Here is a 25217-nt window from a genome sequence, read left to right as displayed (position 1 = left end):
GTTATTAAAATAATTCGTAATTTTCCAAGTATCTCTGGTGGGTTTCATGTTCTTCAAAAAAAATATCGTCCGAGAGGCAAACATTCAATTTGTTAACAGCCTCAGTGGACACGCATTATTGGTTGATCATAATGCCAACATCCTTGCTGCTAGCAAATCGGCACAGCAATTTTTACCTTCCTCGCAAGTGCAAGAAGGGATGACTTTGAGCAGCATTCTACCCGCCGTACAATTAACTGAGGGACACCAAGAAACTGTGGTTGATGGAAGTGTTTACAAAGCAACGGTATCTAAAATCAACAGTGAAAAAAACCAATTGTGGTTTTTGCAATTTGAACTAGATAAATTACTGGTGGGGGTTGATGAATTCCTCGACGAGTTTTTAGCGGCCGATAATGGTGCCTACTGTTTAATAGGGGAACATGGTTCTGTCTTAAAATGCTCTACCACGTTTGAGCCGTTCATTGATGGCCTTGATGTAAAAGCGTTATTGGCTAATGTTGCACGCACTCAAAATATAACATTGAATGATAAAACATTTGAAGTGGTTTGTTATCAACTCCCCCACATTGGAAGTGCGCGATTATATAAATTTATAGAAATAGAGCAAAACGAAGGCGCAGCTCAGAATATTGAGTTGATGAAACGGGTCGTAGAAAACACGACTTGCTCAGTCATTGTTACGAATGCCAAGGGGGAAATTTTGTATGTTAACCGAGGCTTTGAGACACTGACAGGCTATGACGCGTCTGAAGTTATGGGTAAACGCCCTGGTAGCATGCTGCAACGAGAGCAGACAGACAAAGATACCGTTGCTCGGATCTCTGCAAATCTAAAAAGAAAACAGCCGTTTTATGAAGAGATCTTAAACTTTGACAAGCAAGGTAACCCATACTGGATAGTGTTGTCAGTAAATCCTACGTTTGATAAAAATGGCACGCACACAGGCTTTGTGGGAGTAAGCTCTGATATACGCGATATTAAGCGTCAAGTTATTGAACAGCTTACTCAAAGAGATGCGGTTGATAAGAACTCTGTGGTGATGGAGTTTGAATTCGAAGGGGAATTAAAAGAAGCGAATGAGTTTTGCTTAAATCAGTTAAAGCAACAGTCATCATCTACCGCCAGTAATATGATAGGTAACTTGTTTAGGCACACATCAGATGAAGACAAGCATAAACTAAAAAGTGGGCAGTCGATAAACCTGACTATGAACTTGCAGTTGAATAAAGATGATAAAGCTATTTTACTCGACTGTATTGTTACACCAATCGTTAACTTAAATGGAGAAGTGCACAAATTTATTGCGTTTGGCGACAATATTACAGATAGAAACTCCGTAATCGAAAATACTCACACAGCGATGAGTCAAGTTTTAGATCGTATCCAAGGCATTGTGAAAACCATAAATTCGGTTTCGGAACAGACCAACCTACTTGCGTTAAATGCGGCAATAGAAGCAGCTAGAGCAGGTGAAGCTGGGCGTGGTTTTGCCGTTGTGGCTGATGAGGTGCGAGCATTAGCCTCAACGTCTACAGATGCAGCGAGTCAGATTGGTGGGCTGATCCAGGAGACTCAAGAGCATGTGAATGGCTTGTCAAACTTCCTGGCTTCTTAGTGTCTGATTTTGTCACAAATAGCTGATCGTCTTTTAGTGTTAAAATGGACAAAGACAAAAAGCAGTTATAAGACAAAACATGACGAAGTGAAAAGGCGTGAAGCTTGGGAAGGGTGGTCGATTAAAACGTTTTGGCATGACTCTCAAAATAACAAGATAACCAGAATTCAGTTTCAACCTGCTGCCCCTTATTTTGATGGCAAAGTGTACGTGTTGATAAGTAAAAACACTGCCAGTGCGGGTGAACTAGCGGCCGACGCACTCTTAGCTGCACCTCATGTAACCTTAATAGGTGAAACCACAGCGGGCGAGATGCTGTCACAAAAAATGTATGATGTAACAGGTGGTTTGCAGATCTTTTTGCCTATCGCAGATTATTACTCTGTCAATTCTGGTCGTATTGAAGGTAATGGCGTGAAACCGCACATTTGCGTTCCTGCGAATGATGCGATGGATGTCGCGTTGTCCATGATTAGCGATTGCAGTCTAAATTGATAAACCTGTCGGTACAGTCGGTATTCAGCCCTAAATCACTTAATTGATATGCCGACTATTTATACCAATTTTATTAATACATTGATCATTCTAGCGAGCTAAATAACTCATTAACTGCGTTAAATATTTCTCATGTAGAATAACTACATAGCGAAATATTTGCCTTGTTACTAAGCCATTTATCTGTCGCAATATCTGATCACCAATTTAATGCAATTGGTATTACACACTTTTAAACATAGCGATGTTCCGCTCACATTGATCGCAAATTTAATTTGATATCGAGCTACGCTGACGGTCTCTTGATACTCACAATGATTTTTATCTAGTCTGTTTTTTCTTTGAACTCGCACAAGTCTTCAATCATACACGAGCCGCATTTAGGTTTACGAGCGGTGCAAACATAACGCCCGTGTAGAATAAGCCAATGGTGAACGTCTACTTTAAACTCTTTGGGTACTACTTTTTCGAGCTTTTTTTCTACTTCAACCACATCTTTACCCATTGCGAACTTGGTGCGGTTAGAAACGCGGAAGATATGCGTGTCTACGGCGATGGTGGGCCAGCCAAAGGCGGTGTTTAATACCACGTTGGCGGTTTTACGGCCCACACCAGGTAGGGCTTCAAGGGCTTCGCGGTTTTCGGGTACTTCACTGTTGTGTTTTTCAACTAAGATCTGACACATCTTATATACGTTATTGGCTTTTGAATTAAATAAACCAATGGTTTTGATGTAGTCTCGCAACCCCTCAAGGCCCAGATCTAAAATACCCTGCGGGGTGTTGGCAACCGGAAACAATTTGCGAGTGGCTTTGTTTACGCCCACATCGGTTGCCTGCGCAGATAAAGTGACCGCTACTAACAACTCAAACGGCGACGAGTACTCAAGTTCAGTTTCTGGATGCGGGTTGTCATCGCGCAGGCGGGTGAGTATTTCAATACGTTTTTGTTTGTTCATAACTGTTTCTTTTTATTCTAGGTTAAGCTGGTAACACGGGCACGTGGTGCTTTTTGTGGTTCATTACTTGGTGCCGCTTTGGCCTTTATTTGCGCATCAATCACGTTTTTAGCGGCGATCAGTAGCCCCATGCCTAAAAACGCACCTGGTGGTAAGATTGCAACCAGAAACTGGCTATCAAATTCAAATATCTCAAGGCGTAGGCTTGCAGCCCATGGACCTAGTAGTAAGTCTGCACCATCAAACAAAGTGCCTTGACCGATTAGCTCGCGCATGGTGCCTAATACAATGAGTACCATAGCAAAACCAAGGCCCATCATGACGCCGTCCCAGGCACTTAGTAGTGCGTTATTTTTTGAGGCAAAGGCTTCAGCACGGCCGATAATGGCACAGTTGGTAACGATAAGCGGAATGAAAATACCGAGTGATTGATATAAACCGAACGTATAGGCATTCATGAGCAGTTGTATAATTGTAACAAATGCGGCGATGATCATTACAAACACCGGAATACGAATATCTTTAGGTACCCAATTGCGAACCAATGAAACGGTCACGTTTGAACCAACTAATACCAACAATGTGGCAAGTCCTAACCCCATTGCATTAGTAATAGTGCTGGTTACAGCAAGCAGCGGACATAGTCCCAAAAGCTGTACAAGGGCGGGGTTATTTGCCCACATGCCGTCTTTGAATAAGGTTTTAAATTGACTCATTATGACGCTCCATCACAGATATTTTCACCTGCAAATAAGGTATTAAAGTTTTGCTGAGTATACATAGCGGCTTGTTTTACAGAGTTAACGACAGCGCGTGGCGTGATTGTAGCGCCTGTAAACTGGTCAATTTGGCCTCCATCTTTTTTGACTGCAAATTGCTTGGCATTGCTATCTGAAATTGTCATACCATTAAATGTGGTGATCCAATCTGATTTCGCTAGTTCTACCTTATCGCCAAGACCGGGAGTCTCTTCGTGGCGTGTTACCCGCACACCAGCAATGCTGCCATCTGCTTTAACCGCCGTTAATATGTCAATGTTGCCACTGTAGCCTTTTGGCGTAATGTGGCGGACCAGCAAGGCAGAAGGCTCGCCCGCTTTGGTTGCACGGTAAATAAGGTGCGGGCCACCGGGGCCAAGCTCTGGAGCGTTGCTGGTGGTACAGTCTAAATACAGTAGGTTATCATGTTCATCAGTATCGAGTACCTGAGCGAGTAATTGCATTAAGTGTTGTTTCTCTTGCAATGCAATGCGCTCTGCGGTCATTGATTGAACCAGTGCAACTGAGCCTGTCGTTGCTAAAGCGAAAGCCGTTAAAATAGCACCATTGCGATACATAGATTGCGCTATCATTTTGCTGCTCCATGTCCGTAGGTTCTAGGTTGGGTATAGTGATCAATCAAGGGCACAGCCATATTCATGATTAATACAGCGAATGCTACCGCATCAGGGTAGCCTCCATAGTTGCGGATAACGTACACCAATACACCGATACAAGCGCCGTAAATTAATCTACCTTGATTAGTGGTAGAAGCCGATACTGGATCGGTGGCAATAAAAAACGCCCCCAACATAGTGGCACCGCTAAGTAAGTGAAAGATACTCCCAGCGTGTGTGCCAGGTGCGATAATAAAGCCGATGGCGGCACACAAGGCCAAAGCGCCAAGCATCGCAACAGGAATATGCCAATTGATCACCTTGGTTTTTAAAAGGAATAATCCACCCGCTAAAAAGGCGATGTTAATCCACATCCAGCCAATACCCGCATATTCTCCAAACTGTGGAGCAGCCATTGCTTCGGATACCGTAAAGTTTTGCGATACTGCAGTTTTTACTGCATCTAATGGGGTTGCCATGGTGGTGCCGTCCACTCCCTTCATTGCGCTAATGAGGCTTTGCTCTGTGCCTGTTTGCTCTAAGAAAATCAGTGATAGTGTGTCGGCGATGCTGATTTGTTGCGACAGTAACTCACTTGGCGCATTCCAGCTGGTCATTTGCACTGGGAATGAGATTAACAGCAGTACATAAGCCGCCATAGCTGGGTTGAATAGGTTAAAACCCAAACCTCCATAGAGCTGTTTTACCATGGCGATAGCAAAAATAGTACCAACCACTACAACCCACCACGGTGCTAATGGTGGAATACTAATCGCAAGCAAAACGGCGGTTAACCAAGCACTGCCATCACTTAGGCTTGGCCACACTGAGCGCCCACGTAGCTTAAGCATGAGTGCTTCACTCATACTGGCTGTTAATAGTGCGATAAAAAGCTGAACGATTACGCCGAAACCAAAAAAGTAACATTGAGCAGCAATGCCTGGAATACAAGCGGCTGCGACACTCAGCATCAACTTGCTGACATTTTTATGGCTGTGATTATGGGGCGATGAGGCCATGGTTAGCTTCATGACGGGTCATTTCCTTCTTGTTCTTTAGCTTGCTTTTTAGCTTTTGCTTTAGCGACGGCTGCTTTTATGGCAGCCTGACGTTTTTGTTCAGGTGTTTGCGGGGGATTGTCGCCTGTTTTGTCATCAGGTGATTGTTGCCGCTCGACTGATTGAGAATCAGCATCTGAGGTGTTTTCTTCGGCCTGCTTAGCTGCCTTTTTGGCTTTAGCACGGGCAATGGCCGCAGCGACGGCGGCTTTGCGTGGGTCTTCCTGTTTTGCTTTAGCTTGCTCGGGTTCAGAAGCCGCGTGTTGTGGCGTTTCTTCAACTTGCTTCGCGGCTTTTTTGGCTTTAGCACGGGCAATGGCCGCAGCGACGGCGGCTTTGCGTGGGTCTTCCTCGCTTGCTTTAGCTTGCTCGGGTTCAGAAGCCACGTCTTGTGGTGTTTCTTCAGTTTGCTTAGCTGCCTTTTTGGCTTTAGCACGGGCAATGGCCGCAGCGACGGCGGCTTTGCGAGGGTCTTCCTCGCTCGCTTTAGCTTGCTCGGGTTCAGAAGCCGCGTGTTGTGGTGTTTCTTCAGTTTGCTTTGCGGCTTTTTTGGCTTTAGCACGGGCAATGGCCGCAGCGACGGCGGCTTTACGTGGGTCTTCCTCGCTTGCTTTAGCTTGCTCGGGTTCAGACGCTGCGTCCTGTGGTGTTTCTTCAACTTGCTGAGCCGCCTTTTTGGCTTTAGCACGGGCAATGGCAGCAGCCACGGCAGCTTTACGTGGATCTGCTTTGGCTTCTTCTGTATTTGGCTGCTCATCAGGCGTTAATTGCTCAGCTTGTTGCGCCGCTTTTTTGGCTTTGGCACGAGCAATAGCTGCAGCTACAGCATCTTTTTTACTGTCTACTGGCTGCTCTGTAGCTTGAGTATCTTGTTTTTGTTCTTTATATAAGCGTGCCTGCTCTTTGCGTTTAGCACGCTCTAATGCAACTTCGCTATTGTCTGGCTCAATAGACCCATCTGCGGCTTTTTTAGCTTTTGCACGTTCAATTGCAGCTTGTACGGCAGACTTGTCGCCTTGCTTTTGCTTTTGCTTTACGCGAGCAAGGGCATCAGCCACTTTAGCTTTCTCTGCATCAGGTTTGGCCGCTTTTGTTGCTGAACGTTTATGTCGGTTTTGTCTTTCTTGCTGCTCTCGCTCTAAACGCTCTTTACGCGCTTCAAAGCGCTCTTTAGCTCGTTCAGCTTTAATTTGATCGAGTTTTTGCTCGCGGATCTCCGCTTTTGCAACACGGTAATATTGCACGAGTGGGATTTCACTCGGGCAAACATAAGAGCAAGCGCCGCATTCTATACAATCAAATAGGTTGTACTGTTCAAGCTTATCGAACTCTTTTGCCTTAGCGAACCATTGCAATTGTTGTGGTAGCAAAGTTTGTGGGCACGCATCGGCACAAGCACTGCAGCGAATGCAGGCTTTCTCGTCGCTAGGTTGCGCCAGTTCTTGATTATCAGGCGCTAAAATACAGTTGGTGGTTTTGACTACCGGAATGCGCACGGTGGGTAGGGTAAAGCCCATCATGGGTCCCCCCATTACAACGCGCTGTTCAGATACTGGTGTAAAACCTTGGCAATCTAGCAAATGCTTAATTTCAGTGCCAATTAATGCCCATACATTTTGTGCTTTGCGAATTGTATTACCTGTTACTGTTACAACTCTTTCAATAAGAGGCTTGCCTTTGTAGATAGCCTCGCTTACGGCAAATAAAGTGCCCACATTTTGCACAAGCACACCGATATCTGCAGGTATGCCGCCGCTAGGCACTTCTTTTGAGGTCAGTACGCGGATAAGCTGTTTTTCACCACCTGACGGATACTTAGTTGGAATTACACGTACTAAAATTGCATCATTATGCTCGCAAGCTTGCTTCATGGCGCTAATAGCTTGCGGTTTGTTGTCTTCAATACCGACTAACACATATTGTGGTTTTAGTAGCTGCTGCATAACTTCAATGCCTTGCACTATTTCTTTAGCGTGCTCTTGCATTAACAGATCGTCAGCGGTGATATAAGGCTCACACTCCACACCATTAACGATCAAGTACTCAATAGGCTGGTGACTATCAGCCTTGATATAGGTTGGAAAGCCAGCGCCTCCCATACCTGCTATGCCTGCATTATGTAGAGCATCAATAAGTTGCGCATGAGTTAGACTTGATAAGTCAGCAATCGGATACAGTTCACACCATTTATCATCACCATCGGGTGCGATGATGATACTTAACTCAGGCAGCGCAGAGGGGTGGGCTGACGGAGCATGAGTAATATCAACCACTTCTCCCGAGGTCGGTGCGTGCACTGGCAATGACCAATTGGCACTTGGCTTGGTTAGTGCTTGACCTTTTAGTACTTTATCACCTTTACTGACTAGCAGCTGGCCATTCGCACCAATGTGCTGTTTAAGCGGCAACACAATTTTGTCTGGCAGAGGAAGTCGTACAATCGGGTGCTGGTTTGACAACGACTTTTGTTCAGGTGGGTGCACGCCGCCTGGAAACTGCCACAGGGTGCCACGTTCAATTTGTTCAACTAACGAGTCCACTTAAACCTCTTAATCTATTTGCTTTACGGCGATGGCATCGAGCTGCCATTTCCAAGTCTGCTTGGTTTGTTCAACAGGTAACATGTCAATACAGTCAACAGGGCAGGGCTCTACGCACAAATCACATCCGGTACATTCGTCATCAATTACGGTGTGCATTTGTCGAGTTGCACCAACAATGGCATCGACAGGGCACGCTTGAATACACTTAGTGCAGCCTATACATTCGTCTTCACGAATGTATGCAACTGTTTTGACTGGCTCCGCTTCTTCTCCGCCAGCCAATGGCTTAGCCTCTACACCCATCAGATCAGCAAGCTTTTTAACGGTTGCTTCACCTCCTGGAGGGCACTTGTTAATTTCATCGCCGTTTGCAATGGCTTCGGCGTAGGGGCGACAACCAGGATAGCCACACTGGCCACATTGAGTTTGTGGCAAAATCGCATCGACTTGATCAACAATCGGATTGCTTTCAACACGATATTTTACCGCGGCGTAGCCTAAAATAAGGCCAAATATAAGCGCTAATGAGCCAAGCGCAATTAAGGCATAAAACAAAGTCATGGTTATAATTTCACTAATCCTGAAAAGCCCATAAAGGCTAGAGACATTAAACCTGCTGTGATCATTGCTATCGATGCACCTTTAAAAGGCGTTGGCACATCGGCTGCAGCTAAACGCTCGCGCATTGCGGCAAATAGCACGAGCACTAAAGAAAAGCCAACCGCAGCACCAAAACCATAAACCGCTGAGCCAATGAAGGTATGGTCTTTTTTGATGTTTAATAACGCCACGCCAAGCACGGCACAGTTGGTGGTGATCAGCGGCAAGAAGATCCCCAGTAAGCGATATAAGGTTGGGCTGGTTTTACGTACAACCATTTCAGTAAATTGAACAACCACAGCAATTACAAGAATAAAGCTCATGGTTCTTAGAAAGGTTAGCTCAAGCGGCAGTAAAATATATTGATTGACTAAATAGCTAGTTACCGAAGCAAGAGTTAAAACAAAGGTGGTTGCCAACGACATACCCACAGCCGTGTCTAACTTGCCGGATACCCCCATAAATGGGCATAGTCCCAAAAATTGCACTAGCACAAAGTTGTTTACCAGCACAGTACCGATAAGCAACATGATATATTCAGTCATTACAGCCCCTTTTGTGAAAAACTGAGGTGTGGTTCAGATGGCGCAGATTTTACCAATTTTGTTGGCGAAGATCATAATAAAAATCGACGATTATAAATTACTTAACCGCGCAGAGTGCCATATATTGTTGACACTTTGGCGCTACAACAAATAAGGCCAGTGAATATGGCCTTATTTGTGTTGATTGGTTAGCGGTTATATCTCTTTAGGCTTTTCTATGTAGTAACCTTGTACACCATCTAAGCAGAGCGTTTCGACTATGTGTTTTTCTTCTTGTGTTTCAACACCTTCTGCAAAAACATTGACGCCAATACGGTGCGCGAGGTCTACCATAAGGCGCATAAAATATTGATTGTTTTTATCTTCTTCTAAGCCTCGGGTGTAGCTTGCATCCATTTTGATAAAATCAGGTTTTAAATCTCTGAAGAATTTAAATGAGGTTAACCCTACGCCAAAGCGCTCTACCGTGATGCGAGCGCCAACGCGATGCACCATATCAATAAAGCGTTTACTGGCTTTGATGTTTTGTTGCAAGCCAAACTCACTGACTTCAAAAATCAATTTAGAGGCTATATTCGCGTCTTTTAACAAGCGACGCTCTAGCCAGATCACAAACTGATCGCTGTGTGCGCTTGATGCAGTAACGTTAATGCCAAAATATTTTTCGGTGAAATTCCGTGTTTTGATAAGCTCAAGCGAGGTATCAATGATCAAGCGATCTATGTCGATGGCCATCTCTAGTTTTTCAGCCATCGCCAAAAAAGATGCTGTTGGCAGCATTTGATCTTCTTCGGTTTTAAAGCGCGCTTGAATTTCCGCATATGCTTTGGTGTTTTTACCAACAGGCATAATGTTTTGCATCATTAGGGCCACGCGCTTAGAGCTGATCACTTCACTGATCACTTTACGCCAGTTTTGATTACCAAAGCCTGCGCCAACATTGTTTACTAGATCAGATTCACGTTGCATGTGCCATGCATTAGCTTGCTTACTTTGGGCCATACTCATGGCGTTGTCGACAACCGACAAAAGCTCACCTAAAGGTTTGCCTGTTTCATAAGGCACAATGCCAGTGTTTGCCACAGAGCTTAACTCTTGGTTTTGCTGAAATTGGGTAAATCGCGCTTGCAGCGTTTCGCCAAAGTGTTCGGCTTCTTTAGAGGGCACATTTGGTAAGATAACCGCAAAGTCAGAACTGTTTAAACGAAATGATTGGCTGCCGGTATAAGTGCCACTTACGTGCTTGATGATCTCAGAGACAGACTTGATATATTCATCGCCTTTTTGATAACCACGTGTTTGGTTGATGATCTGAAGTTCACTGCAGCGGATCATTGCTAAGCTGCCAAATGTTTTTTTATCTGCGGCTTCAATATTGTGCTCGTAAAACTCAACAAACATGTTGCGGTTTCCAAGCCCTGTGATCACATCTTTATAGGCTTCTTGCTTTATGCTTTGCGCTGCGCTCTTAATGTCATGTTCTTTGCTCTTTAAAAAGTGCGCAAGACGTTTGAACGAGGGGGTTAAATCGGCACCAAGCGACTGCATCTCCTCGGTATCAAACTCACTGTCGATGTTAGCTGAATTTTGATTGCGAGTGATATAAACATCGACCGCATCAGCTACGGTGGTGCTGACGTTGCGTATCAGACGACGATAAATTGTACGCATATAAAAGATAGGAATAAAAGCGAGTAGGGCGGTGACTGCAAAAGTTAATAGCATGGCTTGCTGCAGCATTTGACCTTGGCTTTGGGCATTGATCACAAACTCGATTTTTATATCTTTGTTTTTATTAACAGCAAACTGAGGCCGAACGGCATTAATATTAGATTCTATGATGCTACTAATAAATGGTAGGTCACTTGGCTGATTGATATTTAAAATGGTTTCGCCATTAAAGTCGCGCACAATAAAAGTTGAAAAGACCTTACCATCTGCAAGGGCTGTTTGGATATGTTGTGGCGTTACCTCAGCCATGCTTTTGTCTTGGATATACTGTGTAACCATCGACTGAGCGCTTTGCTGGGCTTTACTTACGGCAGCATCAAAGCTCGATGCGAAGAAGAGCACACCTAGCAGAGAAAACACTAACCACGAAAAAAATTGTAATAGTACGAGCTTTTTAAAACTAGCCATTATTTAGCCATTATTATTAATCTATCAATGGGAAAAAGTTGTCTTAAATCAAATTATTTTGTTTGTATTTAAGCAGTTGTAGGGTAGTTCAAAAGTCTTGAATTGTCTATCGAAATGTAATATTGGCTCCCCCTCCCCGACTCGAACGGGGGACCTGCGGATTAACAGTCCGTCGCTCTAACCAACTGAGCTAAGGGGGAAGCGTGTGTCTCTCAACGGGGCGAAATATTAATGACCCCATAGCAAGGTGTCAACCAATAAAATGACATAAAATTAAAAAACTGTCTTATTCGCTGCTTTTATATCCGATTTGCTGAAATTTATCGCAAAAAATCTGTAGCTGATGGCTGGGGGGAATGAGTGGGTGATCTTTCCCAATGCTCAACTTTTGACTAAAACGTGTGATTATTAGCCCTTTGAGTGGATTATTAATCAAATAGCGTGTTTTATGAACTTTTCTTTTTGATCATAATTCTCTGTCCTCATGCATTAAATAATGATCAGTGATTGCAGCGTGAAATTTGTCCACGATATGCCAAGGCGGGCGGTTTTTGAGTCCACTCTACGAACTTATTTTGCATAGATTATCTTCCCGGAATCAAAAGTTATTAAAAAACAATGAATTGTAAGTTTATGCTAATTATCAGAATAAGAGTGTTAATTTTGGGGACGTCATCAGCTTAAAGTTTGAGACAAGTTTTTCACTAATTTAGGGTCGTTATTATCCCTATGATCACACTGTAAGAATCCGCAGCTTGCAAATGATCGCTCGCTAGGGCCTTATTCTATTGGCATTTATCGACTTATCCACGGAATCTGTGGATAACATTGTTTATTAATATTTAAGAAGTGTGTCAAAGCTATGAAAATAGAGCCCTGCGAGCATTTCAATATATTTTCTTAAATTATTTTTTATTAATAAAATCATACCTTTAATTATCTAGCATATAATTGGCGCAGATTTTGATAGAAGTGAACTTTTTATGACCAAAACGCACTTTTGTTGTGCAAAAAAAATACGCTTGGTTGTTAAATGTGTAACTAATTTGTCATTTACGGGCTTTTTGTGCTTTTTTAAGCAGTAGCTCGGTCTATTCAAAGCAAACTAACTTGATCTTGGTTTTATTAAATTTAATGAAGTGACTGCAAAATCTAACATGAATTGACTGGGTTTAAGAGCGGGGATGATCTAAAATGCCCTGCTTATAATAGGAGAACACACCTTATATGTCGTCTGTGCAAAATCCAAATAAAGGCAATGATATCTTAAGCGCGGATATCCCAGCTACTCTAAAAAGAATGACCATTCCCATGATCTTCGGCATGATCACGCTGATGATGTTCAATATCGTCGATACATTTTTTATCAGTATGCTCGGTACAGAGCAACTTGCAGCAGTGAGTTTTACTTTTCCAGTGACATTCACCGTTATTAGTTTAGCGATTGGTTTAGGTATTGGTACCTCCGCAGTTATAGCCAAAGCGTTGGGGGCGAATAAAATTGATGAAGCAAAATTTGACGCGACTATTGCTTTACTTATTTCCGCCGTGTTTGTGTTTTCTTTATCTGCATTGGGCTTTGTTTTAATTGAGCCAATCTTTAAGCTACTCGGCGCTAATCACCAGGTTATGCCATATATATACGACTACATATCTATTTGGTTTTTAGGCAGTGTGTTCCTAATTACACCGATGATCGGCAATTCTGTATTGCGTGCCAGTGGTGATACCAAAACGCCAAGCTTTATTATGGGGTTTGCGGGTTTAATTAATGCCGCGCTTGATCCATTACTTATATTTGGGCTAGGCCCTGTGCCTGCGATGGGAATTAAAGGGGCAGCAATTGCTAGTGTCATTGCCTGGTCCGTGGCTGTGGCCATTATAATGTATCTGTTAGCTGTAAAAAAACGCTTACTTAGTTTGCACGGTGGTCAACAAGGGGTGATCAGTGCAAGTCGAAAAATCCTGAAAATTGGCTTTCCTGCGGCAGGAGCCAACATGTTAACCCCTATGGCGATGGCTGTGATGACAGCAATCGTGGCAAGTTATGGACCAGAAGCCGTTGCCGCATTTGGAGTGGGCAGCCGTATCGAATCGATAGCCAGTTTAGTTGTGTTGGCACTATCAATGACTTTGCCGCCTTTTATAAGTCAAAATTATGGGGCAGGGCGCTATGATAGAGTTCAGCAAGCTTACAAAAAGTCATTAAAATTTGTAATGATATGGCAATTTTTTATCTACCTTGTTTTACTGTTATTTTCAGGTTTGATAAGCCGAACATTTGGTAATGAACCTGAAGTTGTCAGAGTGATAGAGCTATTCATCTATATCATGCCGCTTAGCTATGGGCTACAAGGTATTATCATATTGTCTAATTCGTCTTTCAATGCATTACACAAGCCTATGAACGCGCTCGCGTTGAGTGTAATAAGGTTATTTATATTTTATGTCCCGTTTGCTTATATTGGTTCTTTATTAGGTGATCTTAAGGGGCTGTTTATTGGTGCGGCTGTTGGCAACTTAGTCACAGCGTGTGTAGCATACTCTTGGTTCAATCAAAGTGTAGCAAGAATGCAAGATGCATCTGATAGGGAGTTTGCATAATGAGTGATGAATTTAAACTGGTATCACAGTTCTCCCCCAGTGGCGATCAACCTACGGCAATTGCCCAGTTGTGCGAAGGCTTAGAAGCCGGCCTTGCGCACCAGACTTTATTAGGTGCAACGGGTACGGGTAAAACTTTTACCATGGCCAACATCATCAGTAACTTGAATCGTCCCACGATTATCATGGCGCATAATAAAACCTTGGCGGCGCAGTTGTACGGGGAAATGAAAGAGTTTTTTCCTGATAATGCTGTTGAGTATTTTGTCTCGTACTACGACTACTACCAGCCTGAAGCTTATGTGGTCGCAAGTGATACATTTATTGAGAAAGACGCGTCAATTAACGAACATATAGAACAAATGCGCTTGTCAGCAACTAAAGCATTACTTGAAAGACGCGATACCATTATTGTTGCCTCGGTCTCTGCTATTTATGGCCTTGGCGATCCAGATTCTTACATGAAGATGATGTTATTGCTTAAGGTGGGCAATACCGTTGACCAAAGAGACATGTTGCGTCGTTTGGCTGAACTACAGTATACCCGCAATGATATGGACTTTAGCCGTGGCACCTATCGCGTGCGTGGTGAAGTGATAGATATCTTCCCGGCAGAATCTGACTCGTATGCCATTCGTGTGGAAATGTTTGATGATGAAATTGAACGTATAAGTATGTTTGATCCGCTTACAGGCGCGGTGGAAAAGCACTTAATAAGAGCCACTATCTATCCTAAAACTCACTACGTTACGCCACGAGAGAAGATCCTCGATGCCATTGATAGAATTAAGGTTGAGCTTAAAGAGCGCAGAGCGCAGTTACTTGAAAATAACAAACTGGTTGAAGAGCAACGTGTTGCTCAACGTACCCAGTATGATATAGAAATGATGACCGAGCTGGGTTATTGCTCAGGGATTGAAAACTACAGTCGTTATTTATCTGGCCGGGCACCGGGCGAGCCACCACCAACCTTATTAGATTACTTACCCGATGATGCCTTGATGATCATCGATGAATCACACGTTACTGTCTCACAAATAGGGGCTATGTATAAAGGTGATAGGAGCCGTAAAGAAAACCTAGTTGAGTATGGTTTTAGGTTACCCTCAGCAATGGATAATCGGCCATTAAAGTTTGACGAATTTGAAGCAATCGCACCACAAACTATCTATGTATCGGCAACACCTGGTGATTTTGAGTTAAACAAGTCCAATGGTGATGTAGCGGAGCAGGTTATTCGTCCAACTGGATTACTTGACCCACAATTAGAAGTGCGCCCTGTCGCTACGCAGGTAGATGATTTGCTCTCTGAAATTTATTTACGTGTAGAGCAAAAAGAGCGAGTATTGGTCACAACGCTGACCAAACGCATGGCGGAAGATTTAACCGACTATTTGAATGATCACGATGTAAAAGTGCGATATTTACACTCTGACATTGATACGGTCGAGCGTATGGAAATTATTCGAGACTTACGTAAAGGTGTATTTGATGTGCTAGTGGGCATTAACTTACTTCGTGAAGGTTTGGATATGCCAGAAGTGTCTTTGGTAGCGATTTTAGATGCCGATAAAGAAGGCTTTTTACGTTCAGCACGCTCACTCATTCAAACGATTGGTCGCGCGGCTCGACACCTCAATGGTAGAGCCATTTTATATGGTGATGTGATTACTAAGTCGATGCGCAAAGCCATCGATGAAACTGAGCGCCGCCGCGCAATTCAACAGGCCTATAACGAAAAGCACGGCATTGAGCCGCAAGCCTTAATCAAGAAGATCACCGATGTGATGGATACCGGTGAGGAAGTGTCACAGGCTGATATTGCCAAAGCTAAACTACATAGAAAGCCAAAAGTGGCAGTGGCTAACTCTGATCCTAAACAACTGGCAGCGCAAATTAGTGAACTTGAAACGAAGATGATGCAACACGCTCGTGAGTTGGAGTTCGAGCAGGCAGCGAAAGTACGTGACCAAATTCATGAGCTACAACAGCAGTTATTGGGTTTGTGAGTATTTTTTATAGGCTATAGGGGCTACTGATTTGCCCAAAACTTTAAAGCAATAGCTTTGTGAGTATATACTTTATTTAGCTTGGAATAAGTCTTCACATATTTTTGCAATCAGATTTTGACTCTTTGGTGGTGTTAGTGCTTTTGGGGGCGGCGATGAAGAAGCAGCCAGCTGTAGGCTGGCTGCAGGTATTGTTCTTATTTAGAACGTCGCTTTGTAGCGTACACCAAACTCGCTAGCATCATTGCTCTTGATCACTAGAATGTAGTCGCCGGTATTCAAGCGAGCATCGTCATAGCGCTCATCAAAGATGTTACGACCGTACAATGAGATATCCCAGTTGGCATTCATTGGTGAATAGGTGATATCAAAGTTGGTTGTGGTACGTGAGTCAATTTGCGTCATACGACGAGGATCTGAGCTTGGCTCACCATACATGTCATCACGGTATGAAACATCCATGCGTGCGTTTACTGTCGCACCACTGCTTAGTTCAAACTCATAAGATGGGCTGATTGATGCAGTCCACTCAGGCGTTAATGGCGCAACTGGCTTAACCCCGTTTTGCTCCTCTACATCTACATCCATAAAGCCAAAGCTTGAATGTAGCGTAAAGCGGTCAGTTACATAGTAAGTACTTTCAAATTCAACACCACGTGAGGTTTGCTCAACAATCAGGTTGTTGGTATCAAAACCTGCGTCTGTTACTACGTTTACTTGATATGGTAAGTCATCGTATTCAGTGTTGAAAAACGCAACACTCATGCTGAAATCATCTGTTAACTGACCTTTAAAGCCCGTTTCGTAGTTAATCGCACTGATGTTGTCGCTGGCCATAAAGGCATTATTAGCACGTACAATTGCAGCCGCCTCTGGGTTGTCAAAACCGCCGGCGCCGAAGAATTGACCAATTAAGAAGTAAGGGCGAGCAGGGTACTGACCTGATTGGTAACCCGTTTGTACAGTACCGTACCAGTTTAAACCACTCTCAAACGTATAGTTTGCAGCCAGCTCCCAAGAGATCTCATCCCAATCACGGCTTGAGTAAATGGTGCCTACAGGGTCGAATACGTTGGTTGACGCTGATTTTTCATCTTCAGTGTAACGCACACCGCCAGAAATACGTAGGTCATCAGTTGCGTCGTAACCGATGTTTACGAATACAGCGCGACTCGTTGTTTCTTGGTCAAGCTCAAGTTTTGTTGGGCCACCGTTGAAGCTTGCTTCTGATGCGTCTTGGCGGTTTGAGCCTTCTTCGTTAAACCAGTAAACACCCGTTACAAAGTCAGTACGACCTAGATATCCAGTTAACTGTAATTCAACAGAAGTTTGGTCAGCAGTACCGCGCTCAGGGTAGTGATCAAGTGCAAAAGCAGTGCTGTCATCATCAAGACCCGCTTTATATTCAGATGAGCGCTTTGAGAAGATGAACTTAGTGCCGAAATCAGCGTTGATATCATATTCAGCGGTTAAAGATACGCCATTTGCATTGTTAGATACGGTTGCTGTTTCAGCTGTACTAGTCGCATTGTCGTAAGGGTCAATCGTGGTGTCTGAGTTGCGCAGACCATTTTGGTATAAGCGACCATTTGGGAGCTCGTCAATCAATGTGGTGTAAGGGCGTGTACCACCTTCGCCGTCATTCGCATCAGCGGTGAGCACTAGGCGTAAGTCTTCGCTCGCATTGTACTTAATTGAAACACGGCCATGGAATTCTTGGTTCTCACCCACATCGTATTCAGCATTAGGTAGATTAACAAACTCACCTAGACCGCCACGGCGGTTAAAGCCCATGTTAAAGTTAAATGCGAGGTCTTCAGTTACAGCTTGGTTAGTGAAAATGCTGCCTTTAAGACGGCCACGAGTACCTACTTCAGCACTTACTTTAGTCACTGCATCTTGATCTGGCTGTTTGGTGATGATGTTAATTGCACCACCAATTGAGTTACGGCCGTACAGTGTACCTTGAGGGCCACGCAAAACTTCGATACGTTCGATGTTTGCAAGATTCCAGTTTTGACCAACTTGGCGACCAAGGTAAACACCATCAACGTATACACTCACACCAGGGTCTGTGGTGATCAGGTGATCTTGCAGGCCAATACCACGAATAAACGGGTTTGCAGAAGAGTTGTGGCCTGCTGAGAAGCCTGTGATATTTAGGTTTGGAACAAATTTGCCCACATCAGTGATATCTGAAATGCCTTGTGAGTCAAGGTCATCACCAGAGAAAGCACTCATAGCAATCGGAACTTCATAAATAACTTGCGAACGCTTAGTTGCTGTTACTGTGATTGCTTCAATTTTTGACTTTTCGGCTTGTGCTTCTTCTGCCATAGCCGATGCAGAAGATAAGCCAGTCAATGCTATTGCTAATGCGCCAGCAATAGGGGATAAGTTGCGTACAGTGATGCTCATACTTGTTCCTCAGAAACGGTTAAACTTTTAAATCTCGTGTGTGCGGTTTCTTGCGATAGGTATCGCCGCGAGGGACTCGCCAACCGTGAATGCAACCGCTGAACTATTCAGTTTATAAAACGCGCGCGCAAAAAAACGCAATCATCCATTGGAGACTGCTGATACATTTTTAATTTTTTACGGCGAATTACAAAAATGAAAGGTCAGCAAAATGCTGCTATTCGATTGGGAGGACATACTACTACGCGAAGTACGAAAAAGGCAAATTTTTTATGAAAATCCCTGTGTTTTTAGTGCCTTTTTCAAAAACATCTGTTATATATAGAAGGTTTGCTAAGTAAAATATTTTCCTAACAAACCTTGCCATAAGTGGCTAGAACAGTTGCTTTACATGTGTATGACGATGCTATGGCGTTACAATAGACTCTGGGTTGAGCATCACTTGAATTGCATATTTTAGATCCTCTGGGTTGCTAAACAAGTGCTTGGAATACAACCAATTTTTATACCTTCCAACTGAAAAAATGCCAGCTCCTTTGTAGCTTGATTGATCGCTTACTTCAATGTTGTGTTTGCCAGTGGCTATGATATTCCAGCTGTAGTCTTCTTTTCCTTCAGATTGTAGAAAATAGGTGAGACCATTGATAGTGGGCATCAAATATGCTGTTTGGTAACTGTTACTTAGTACTTTTAATGCTGTATGTTTAGCAAACTCAAAAGTTTCTTTTGGTGAACGGTTCATCAGTGTTTGAAGTTTGTCAAGTGCATCGCTAAAGCTAATCAACTCGTTACTGTCTATGTCGGTAATACTTTGTTCAGTACTTTGCACATACTCTAGCAAGTCACTGATATCTTCAGCGCTGTAGCTGAGCACTTGCATTTGGTTGTGAACTTTTCTTAGGTGTAGCTCAAGGTCAATGAAAAAGGCTGATTTATTTCGTGTTTGAGCTATCAAAACAGCGAGGTTTTCGATCCGCTGTTTTGATAATGCCTTTTCTGAATTAAGCGCCTTTATTTGGGTATTCAATATTGCTATTTCTGATTGAGTTGCCGCAACGTGTTCATTTTTCTGCTTTAGCCGCCCCTCCTCTGTGCGAATTTCTTCGACATAGGGTGTAATGGAGTTCATGGTGCTTAAAATGTCAAAACCTTGCGAGACTTTAAACACTGCGCCAATAAAGGGAATTTTAGACAGTGTTTTGAGTTTTTTTTGCCGTTTCTCAAAGGCTTTTTTCTGTACAGCAAAATCCTTTTCTAAGGATTCGACTTTTCTTCTTAGCTCGCTAAGGACGTGTTTCAACTCTTTAACTGTCACTTTTTTCTTATTCAATGCTTGTTTTTGAGTGGTGAGTTGCTTTTGCGTAGCTTCAATTTGTTTGAGTACATTGTGCTCTTTGGCGTACAGTTCTTGCTCCATGCTTTGCATGAGTTCTAATTGGCTCAATGCCCTAAATTTAGCGCTACTTGCAATTTGCAGATCCAATTCGATTTTGGCGATCACCTCCTCCATCAGATTTTGGCTTTTTATGACGTTATTGGTTTGAATAGCGCGCAATGCGTTTTGTAGGTCTAATGAAATAGTTTTACAGTTTTCCATACTTATCTCCTTACACCGATGGAGTGCATCGGTGCAAGTTTGGTTTTCCAGTTAGATTACTTGTTGGTAAAGATCAGCATCGCTAGGCAATAGCGCTTGCGTTTGTTCACTTGAGGTGCGCAAACGCACCAGTGTTTCATTAGAGGACTCAATTTGTCGGCTCAGCTTGTTGCCCATTTCTTTGGCAAGCTCAGGGGCAAGTTGTCGACACAGTTCTATTGATGGGTTTTGTTTTAAATGCGCCATGGCTTTTTGTTGTGCAGCATTGGCTTTATCTTTGTATTCTTTGGAAATGTAGTTAAGTGCAGTCCATTGACAAATATAGACTAAGTACTCTTCGATGAACGCTTCGTCTTCATATTGCTCTTGTCTGGTTTCCTCATCTTCATCTTTTACGTCTTCTATCATGGCTTGGAAGCCCGCATCTTGCATACGGTCACAATAATTTGCCATTTGCTCCCAGAATAACGCTGCTTGTGTAAGGCTACTGACGATTTGTCCCATGGCACCAACGGCCGCATGTAGAGATTGTACTGATGATTCACTGATGGCAAAATTATCTTTGCTGTTGGCCAGCATCGATGTGAACTCGCTGAGCTTTTCTAGAGATTCGCGCTTGGCTTTTTCTAATTCAATTTTCTGTTTTAGAAATGCCATTTTTTCTTGTCGATATGAGGTTAATGTTTTTTCTGACGCTGCTGTCATTTGTTTAAGGCTAGCCTCAATGCCTTCAAGTGCCTTATAGGCGGTATCATAAATACGTTTTGATTTTTCTGCAGTTTGCTTAGCTTTTGATTCTTCCTTAGAAGCTTGTTCAAGCTGAACTTCCAACTTAACTTTCTCTGCTTGCTGCGCTTTATATTGTTCTAGCAGAGCCTCTACTTCTTCTTGGGCATCGGGTTGCTTGCGCTTGCTCTCTAGTTTTTGCTCAAGTGCATCAAGTTTTTGTGCTGCTTGATCAAATTGCGTTTGCAACTGTTCGCGATGCTGTGCAGCTTCATTGGCCAGTGTTTCATCTTCTAGTAACTGAGCCTGCTTATCATTTGCGTCTAGTTGCGCTTGCGCGTGCTTTTCTCGCTGTGCTTTTATTGTGTCGCTTTCTTCACTTTTCTCATTGAGTACTGCACCAAGGCCTGCTTTGAAAACTGATAAAACCATGCCAACAATTTGTACTGTGCGGGTATGCTTGATCTCGCTTTCTTCTCGATCTTTGGCATCTTGATAATCAAGCTCAGCTTGCATGGCTGAAGCAACGAGTTCTTCTTGGTTTTTTTTCTGGGCAGTTAATTTTGCATCTAGCGTTGAAATTGACTCTTCGAGTTTCACTTTTCTAGCGTGCTCTTGCTCTTCAGCGTACATTGTATCGGTATAAACGGTGGTTGATTCTTTTTGTAGGACAACAAAAGCATCTGCAAGCTGTTTTGCTTCTACTGCCATGCGTTTGGACGCTTCTTTACAGCGCTGTAATTTTTTTAGTGCCATGCTTTCTTTGGTTTTTGATAGCCATTTGTGCACTTCAATCAGCTGTTTAATAATAATTGATGTTTGTGACTCAAAGGATGTCATTGTCACGATACAGTCGTTACTCAACAAGCCAAGATCACTTTGTAGCTTGGCGACTCTTGGCCTTAAACTGCCTTGTCCTGCAACCCCGTGGTAGGCAACATTAAGTAAATCAATGCTCAGTTCAAGGTTTTCTGTGACCTCACCAAGGTTAAGTTGGCCGAGTACTTGGCTGACTTCCTTTTGTACCATCGTAGAGTTAAAACTCGGTATTTCTCTTAAACTATACGATTCAGCGCCCAGCGCTATGTTTGTAGGTGAGTTGATAATTAGATCATATGCCATAATAAATTCTCCACGATTAAAAGTGTACTTCTGGATAATCGCGAGAATTCATAAAAATGTAAATTACAGAGCATTACGCCCTTAGAGCCGTTGTTTGTGATGCAAAAGAATGTAAATTGATTACTTCACATCGACCACTTTACTGGCTTTTTTGTATTTGACTTTAAAACCAGGCCAAGCGGGGAGCTCCCATTTTTTTGGGGCTTCTTTTCTATTGCCGCTGATGTGGGTTAACAGAATGCGCTTGGCGGTGAATGAATACTCCACCTGCATAAGCATGTCATTGAGCTTTACTTGCAATGGGTGTTTTTCAATAAATGGCTCTAATTCCCAAGGCTCTACTTTTTGATAGAACAAGTCTTGTGGCTCAATCAATGTAATATCATCTTGCTCTTGAAGGCCCAGCTCTTGTAGCTTTTCTTGCACATATTGCTCAGCGCTAAGTGCTGCAAAAGGGGCATTATGGGCTTGATAGTAAAGCTGGTGCTCAGCTAATGACTGCACAATTTGCTTGCCTGCGGGCGCGAGTAATTCACCTTTTAATATCAGAGATACACAGGCATCAATGAGTAAATCACCAGATGCTTCTACAAGCTGCTCATTTAGCTCAAGACCAGCGTAGGCGTAGCTAAATTTTGCCATGATACGCTCATCTACCAGGCATGCATCGATAAAATGTTGCTCACCAAGACCCAAGGTTGTCACTAAGTTTAAGCTTACAGGGGCATTGAGTGTTGCTAACGTCATAGCCTGTTTGGTGCCTTTGCCAGCAAGGGCGTAGGTATCGAGTACCAACATGGCTTGGCATTTATCGTTGACTCGAGTTTCCTTCGCTGGGATCACTTCGCTTTTACCATTGCCAAATGCGCCACGTCGGTTGTTTCGTTTTACAAACAACCAATCGGGCTTGGCTTTGGCTATCGCTGCAACAAGTTGATTTCTATCATAACTGGCTGCGTGTTTTCGCTCTGGCAAATCAAAAGCACTGCGCAATTGGTCACTAAATTGTTTTGCTTCGTTGAGCGCATCGGGCTCTACTTTTACACACGCTAGTTGCTCTCGTACCAAAGCGATGGCTAATTCTAAATCGCAGTGATTGGGGAGTTGTTTATTTAACACATCAAGTTGCTCAGCGCAGTTTGGTAATTGATACACTCGTGCGGGTACACTGAGGAGCGCAATAGCATCGACCATGGCCTGTTGTAGCTGTTTGCTTGGCATGGCATTGATTAAATAGGCCAGCTCGGCATCGACTGGCAAGGGGTAGAGCTGTTTGCCAAGTTCAGTTGCGCGTTGTTGCGCATCTATGGCTTTTATTTGAATGAGCTTTTCGATGGCAGCGGCTTTGGACGCCTGCGGTAGCGGCTCAATAAACTCAATACTATCAACGCCATTACTTGAGCACCCTGCGGCCAGTACCAACTCAGTTAGGCTTTCGCGATGTATTTCTGGTGGTGTGGTATCAATAAGCGGCGCATGTTCACCATACAAGCGAACACATAACCCTGATTGAGTGCGTCCTGCGCGACCAAGACGCTGTTTGGCAGAGTCTTTTGCTATGGCTTCAAGGTTAAGCACGGTTTTACCTGCTCTAAGGTGTGTGCGTCGCTCAAGTCCAGAGTCAATCACACAACTTACATTGGGTATCGTCAAAGAGGTTTCTGCAACATTGGTGGCTAATATAATGCGTTGTTGAGTTTGTGGGTTGAGCGCAAGCTTTTGCTGCTCAGGGTTACAGCCACCATATAAACGTACTACTAGTGCATCTAAGTGCGACAACTGGCCTGCTGCAGCCTGAATTTCGCCCTTGCCAGGTAAAAATACCAAAATATCGCCTTGGGTATGGTCTAGCGCGTATTCGCAGGCCTCTCTAATACGTTCGCTTAAATCATATTTGCTCGGCATAGCTCGCGAGTCGTTGGCAATAAAACGCTCTTCTACTGGGAACATTTTGCCATCGGAGTGCAGCGCAGTTGCTTGCAAGTAGTTGATGAGAGGAGTTGTGTTTAGTGTCGCTGAGGTGACGATTAAACGATGCTGAGCATGGCTTTTGAGTAAAGCCAATAATAAGTCCATATCCCAGCGGCGTTCATGAAATTCATCGAGCATCACCACCTTATAGTCGCTCAATTGGTTTTCAAAGTACCAACGCAGGGCGACGCCCGGTGTTGCAAACACCACTTGGGTGTTTTCATCAAAATGATGCTCAAAACGAATTGCATATCCTATTTTACCTCCCACATTTTGCTGTGCTTGAGATGCTAAATAGTCAGCCAAAGATGTACAAGCAATACGCCTTGGTTCAATAACAAGCACCTTGCCTTGCGTATTTGCCCACAAGGGTAAACAGGTTGACTTACCGGAGCCTGTAGCAGCACTTACCACAACATGGCTATGTGCAAGCGCAGTTAAAAATTCAGGTTTTATGGCTTCAATCGGTAATGTCATAACTCAAAAATAGTAGGAAAAAGAAGGTAAATATTACCAAAGCTATATTGAAAATGCCGCAGTTTGTACCAACTATGTTTAAAAAGATGAATAAGTAAACAATGATGATAAACGGTTTATTGCTGGTCGCGCTGGTGGTTTTTGTAATGATCTACTGGCGTTGGCAAGCCATCCAAAATTATTTTTGGGCGAAGAAGTATCAAGCTCACACGTTGTCGCAAATTGATAAACGGGTATTACTTAATTACATGCCCATTTACCGAGCAATGACGGATGCAGACCGCGCTGCTCTGGAAAAACACATAGTGTGGTTTTTGGGCGAAAAGCGCATTTTAGGTCGAGATGGGCTTAAAACAAATCGTGCGATGGAGTTAATTGTTGCGGCAGATGCATGCTTGTTAGTGCTCAAACAAGCATGGCCTTTGTATCCAAACGTCAAAGAAGTGTTACTTTACCCCAGTAGTTACTATGCACCACAAACCAGTACCGACAGCGCAGGTCTTGTGAATTACCATACTTCTATCCGTCAAGGAGAGTCGTGGCCGGGAGGTACTTTAGTGCTGAGCTGGCACGATGTATTGGAAGGCAACCGCTTGCCTGGGGATGGTCATAACCTAGTGTTTCATGAATTTGCCCATCAACTAGATCAGCAAACAGGGCAAACAAATGGCACACCGCAATTAACGAGTAAACAAGATTATGCCGACTGGGCGCGTGTATTTAGTCGAGCATTTGCAAATTTAAAAAGCCATGTGGCTTATCAAATGCCCCATGTGATCCACAGCTATGGCGCAACCAACGAAGCTGAGTTTTTCGCCGTACTGACCGAAACTTTTATCGAAAAACCCGCAGAGTTAAAAAGTTATGACCCAGAGTTATATCGCTTGCTAATGCGCTATTTTCGCTTTGATCCCCTTGATTGGGTGCGTCATTAAGCGCTTAACTGCACAACAGCCGAAAAA

At 43.5% G+C, this 25217-nt stretch carries 16 protein-coding genes, 1 tRNA gene and 1 pseudogene; 5 read left to right on the top strand and 13 right to left on the bottom strand.

Features of this window, described 5'->3' with window-relative positions:
- Nucleotides 1-46: 46 nt before the first annotated feature.
- Nucleotides 47-1534 (top strand): annotated as a pseudogene (locus GDK41_RS20465) (methyl-accepting chemotaxis protein); the annotation flags it as partial.
- Between the two features lie 171 nt (nucleotides 1535-1705).
- The gene (locus GDK41_RS11795) at nucleotides 1706-2113 is read left to right on the top strand and encodes a S41 family peptidase (RefSeq protein WP_172971604.1); all 408 of its coding nucleotides are present in this window, start codon (nucleotides 1706-1708) and stop codon (nucleotides 2111-2113) included.
- Between the two features lie 325 nt (nucleotides 2114-2438).
- On the opposite strand, the gene nth is transcribed toward GDK41_RS11795, so the two are convergent.
- The 9 genes from nth to GDK41_RS11750 all read right to left on the bottom strand — a co-directional run bounded on the left by nth (nucleotide 2439) and on the right by GDK41_RS11750 (nucleotide 11531).
- Nucleotides 2439-3071, bottom strand: a complete 633-nt coding sequence (nth, locus tag GDK41_RS11790; protein WP_152086600.1) for an endonuclease III — start codon at nucleotides 3069-3071, stop codon at nucleotides 2439-2441.
- A 17-nt stretch (nucleotides 3072-3088) separates the two neighbouring features.
- Entirely contained in the window at nucleotides 3089-3787 is a 699-nt protein-coding gene (locus tag GDK41_RS11785) for an electron transport complex subunit E (RefSeq protein WP_152086599.1), read from the bottom strand.
- The gene (gene rsxG / locus GDK41_RS11780) at nucleotides 3787-4422 is read right to left on the bottom strand and encodes an electron transport complex subunit RsxG (protein WP_152086598.1); all 636 of its coding nucleotides are present in this window, start codon (nucleotides 4420-4422) and stop codon (nucleotides 3787-3789) included. Before rsxG ends, GDK41_RS11785 begins: the two co-directional genes overlap by 1 nt.
- Nucleotides 4419-5477 (bottom strand): electron transport complex subunit RsxD, encoded by a 1059-nt coding sequence (gene rsxD / locus GDK41_RS11775; RefSeq protein ID WP_152086597.1) that lies wholly within the window; start codon nucleotides 5475-5477, stop codon nucleotides 4419-4421. Before rsxD ends, rsxG begins: the two co-directional genes overlap by 4 nt.
- Nucleotides 5474-8044: an electron transport complex subunit RsxC gene (rsxC, locus tag GDK41_RS11770; protein ID WP_152086596.1), complete on the bottom strand. Its 2571-nt coding sequence runs from the start codon at nucleotides 8042-8044 to the stop codon at nucleotides 5474-5476. The genes rsxD and rsxC overlap by 4 nt, the downstream gene beginning before the upstream one ends.
- Nucleotides 8045-8053: 9 nt before the next feature.
- Nucleotides 8054-8608 (bottom strand): electron transport complex subunit RsxB, encoded by a 555-nt coding sequence (rsxB, locus tag GDK41_RS11765; RefSeq protein WP_152086595.1) that lies wholly within the window; start codon nucleotides 8606-8608, stop codon nucleotides 8054-8056.
- Between the two features lie 2 nt (nucleotides 8609-8610).
- Nucleotides 8611-9192, bottom strand: coding sequence for an electron transport complex subunit RsxA (gene rsxA, locus GDK41_RS11760; RefSeq protein ID WP_070993143.1), 582 nt, complete (start codon nucleotides 9190-9192; stop codon nucleotides 8611-8613).
- A gap of 195 nt (nucleotides 9193-9387) precedes the next feature.
- A complete protein-coding gene (locus GDK41_RS11755; protein WP_152086594.1) occupies nucleotides 9388-11331 on the bottom strand; it encodes an EAL domain-containing protein in 1944 nt (647 codons plus the stop codon).
- A 123-nt stretch (nucleotides 11332-11454) separates the two neighbouring features.
- Nucleotides 11455-11531 (bottom strand) — tRNA-Asn (locus tag GDK41_RS11750).
- 1027 nt (nucleotides 11532-12558) lie between these two features.
- Between GDK41_RS11750 and GDK41_RS11745 the strand changes: the two genes are divergently transcribed.
- On the top strand, nucleotides 12559-13935 hold the full coding sequence (locus GDK41_RS11745; protein ID WP_152086593.1) for an MATE family efflux transporter: 1377 nt from the start codon (nucleotides 12559-12561) through the stop codon (nucleotides 13933-13935).
- Nucleotides 13935-15944: an excinuclease ABC subunit UvrB gene (gene uvrB, locus GDK41_RS11740; protein WP_152086592.1), complete on the top strand. Its 2010-nt coding sequence runs from the start codon at nucleotides 13935-13937 to the stop codon at nucleotides 15942-15944. The genes GDK41_RS11745 and uvrB overlap by 1 nt, the downstream gene beginning before the upstream one ends.
- Before the next feature lie 201 nt (nucleotides 15945-16145).
- Here the strand turns inward: uvrB and GDK41_RS11735 are convergent, their stop codons facing one another.
- The 4 genes from GDK41_RS11735 to GDK41_RS11720 all read right to left on the bottom strand — a co-directional run bounded on the left by GDK41_RS11735 (nucleotide 16146) and on the right by GDK41_RS11720 (nucleotide 24255).
- Nucleotides 16146-18362, bottom strand: a complete 2217-nt coding sequence (locus GDK41_RS11735; protein ID WP_152086591.1) for a TonB-dependent receptor — start codon at nucleotides 18360-18362, stop codon at nucleotides 16146-16148.
- 406 nt (nucleotides 18363-18768) lie between these two features.
- Entirely contained in the window at nucleotides 18769-19959 is a 1191-nt protein-coding gene (locus tag GDK41_RS11730) for a hypothetical protein (RefSeq protein WP_152086590.1), read from the bottom strand.
- A gap of 51 nt (nucleotides 19960-20010) precedes the next feature.
- On the bottom strand, nucleotides 20011-21807 hold the full coding sequence (locus GDK41_RS11725) for a hypothetical protein (protein WP_152086589.1): 1797 nt from the start codon (nucleotides 21805-21807) through the stop codon (nucleotides 20011-20013).
- Nucleotides 21808-21927: 120 nt separating this feature from the next.
- On the bottom strand, nucleotides 21928-24255 hold the full coding sequence (locus GDK41_RS11720; RefSeq protein WP_152086588.1) for a helicase-related protein: 2328 nt from the start codon (nucleotides 24253-24255) through the stop codon (nucleotides 21928-21930).
- A 104-nt stretch (nucleotides 24256-24359) separates the two neighbouring features.
- Here GDK41_RS11720 and GDK41_RS11715 point away from each other — a divergent pair, with 104 nt between their 5' ends.
- Entirely contained in the window at nucleotides 24360-25190 is an 831-nt protein-coding gene (locus GDK41_RS11715; protein ID WP_152087579.1) for a M90 family metallopeptidase, read from the top strand.
- Nucleotides 25191-25217 lie beyond the last annotated feature (27 nt).

It is taken from the genome of Pseudoalteromonas sp. A25 (genome assembly GCF_009176705.1).
Lineage (GTDB): Bacteria > Pseudomonadota > Gammaproteobacteria > Enterobacterales > Alteromonadaceae > Pseudoalteromonas.
Note: the sequence above shows the minus strand (reverse complement) of the source record. Positions and strands in the feature narration are given on the sequence as shown.

Bases quoted from the DNA above. Each gene is read 5' to 3' on its own strand.
- nth (WP_152086600.1), bottom strand. From the start codon at position 3,071: ATGAACAAACAAAAACGTATTGAAATACTCACCCGCCTGCGCGATGAC.
- rsxB (WP_152086595.1), bottom strand. From the start codon at position 8,608: ATGACTTTGTTTTATGCCTTAATTGCGCTTGGCTCATTAGCGCTTATA.
- uvrB (WP_152086592.1), top strand. From the start codon at position 13,935: ATGAGTGATGAATTTAAACTGGTATCACAGTTCTCCCCCAGTGGCGAT.
- GDK41_RS11755 (WP_152086594.1), bottom strand. From the start codon at position 11,331: ATGGCTAGTTTTAAAAAGCTCGTACTATTACAATTTTTTTCGTGGTTA.
- rsxA (WP_070993143.1), bottom strand. From the start codon at position 9,192: ATGACTGAATATATCATGTTGCTTATCGGTACTGTGCTGGTAAACAAC.
- GDK41_RS11745 (WP_152086593.1), top strand. From the start codon at position 12,559: ATGTCGTCTGTGCAAAATCCAAATAAAGGCAATGATATCTTAAGCGCG.
- rsxG (WP_152086598.1), bottom strand. From the start codon at position 4,422: ATGATAGCGCAATCTATGTATCGCAATGGTGCTATTTTAACGGCTTTC.
- GDK41_RS11785 (WP_152086599.1), bottom strand. From the start codon at position 3,787: ATGAGTCAATTTAAAACCTTATTCAAAGACGGCATGTGGGCAAATAAC.
- GDK41_RS11730 (WP_152086590.1), bottom strand. From the start codon at position 19,959: ATGGAAAACTGTAAAACTATTTCATTAGACCTACAAAACGCATTGCGC.
- GDK41_RS11725 (WP_152086589.1), bottom strand. From the start codon at position 21,807: ATGGCATATGATCTAATTATCAACTCACCTACAAACATAGCGCTGGGC.
- rsxD (WP_152086597.1), bottom strand. From the start codon at position 5,477: ATGAAGCTAACCATGGCCTCATCGCCCCATAATCACAGCCATAAAAAT.
- GDK41_RS11735 (WP_152086591.1), bottom strand. From the start codon at position 18,362: ATGAGCATCACTGTACGCAACTTATCCCCTATTGCTGGCGCATTAGCA.
- GDK41_RS11720 (WP_152086588.1), bottom strand. From the start codon at position 24,255: ATGACATTACCGATTGAAGCCATAAAACCTGAATTTTTAACTGCGCTT.
- GDK41_RS11715 (WP_152087579.1), top strand. From the start codon at position 24,360: ATGATAAACGGTTTATTGCTGGTCGCGCTGGTGGTTTTTGTAATGATC.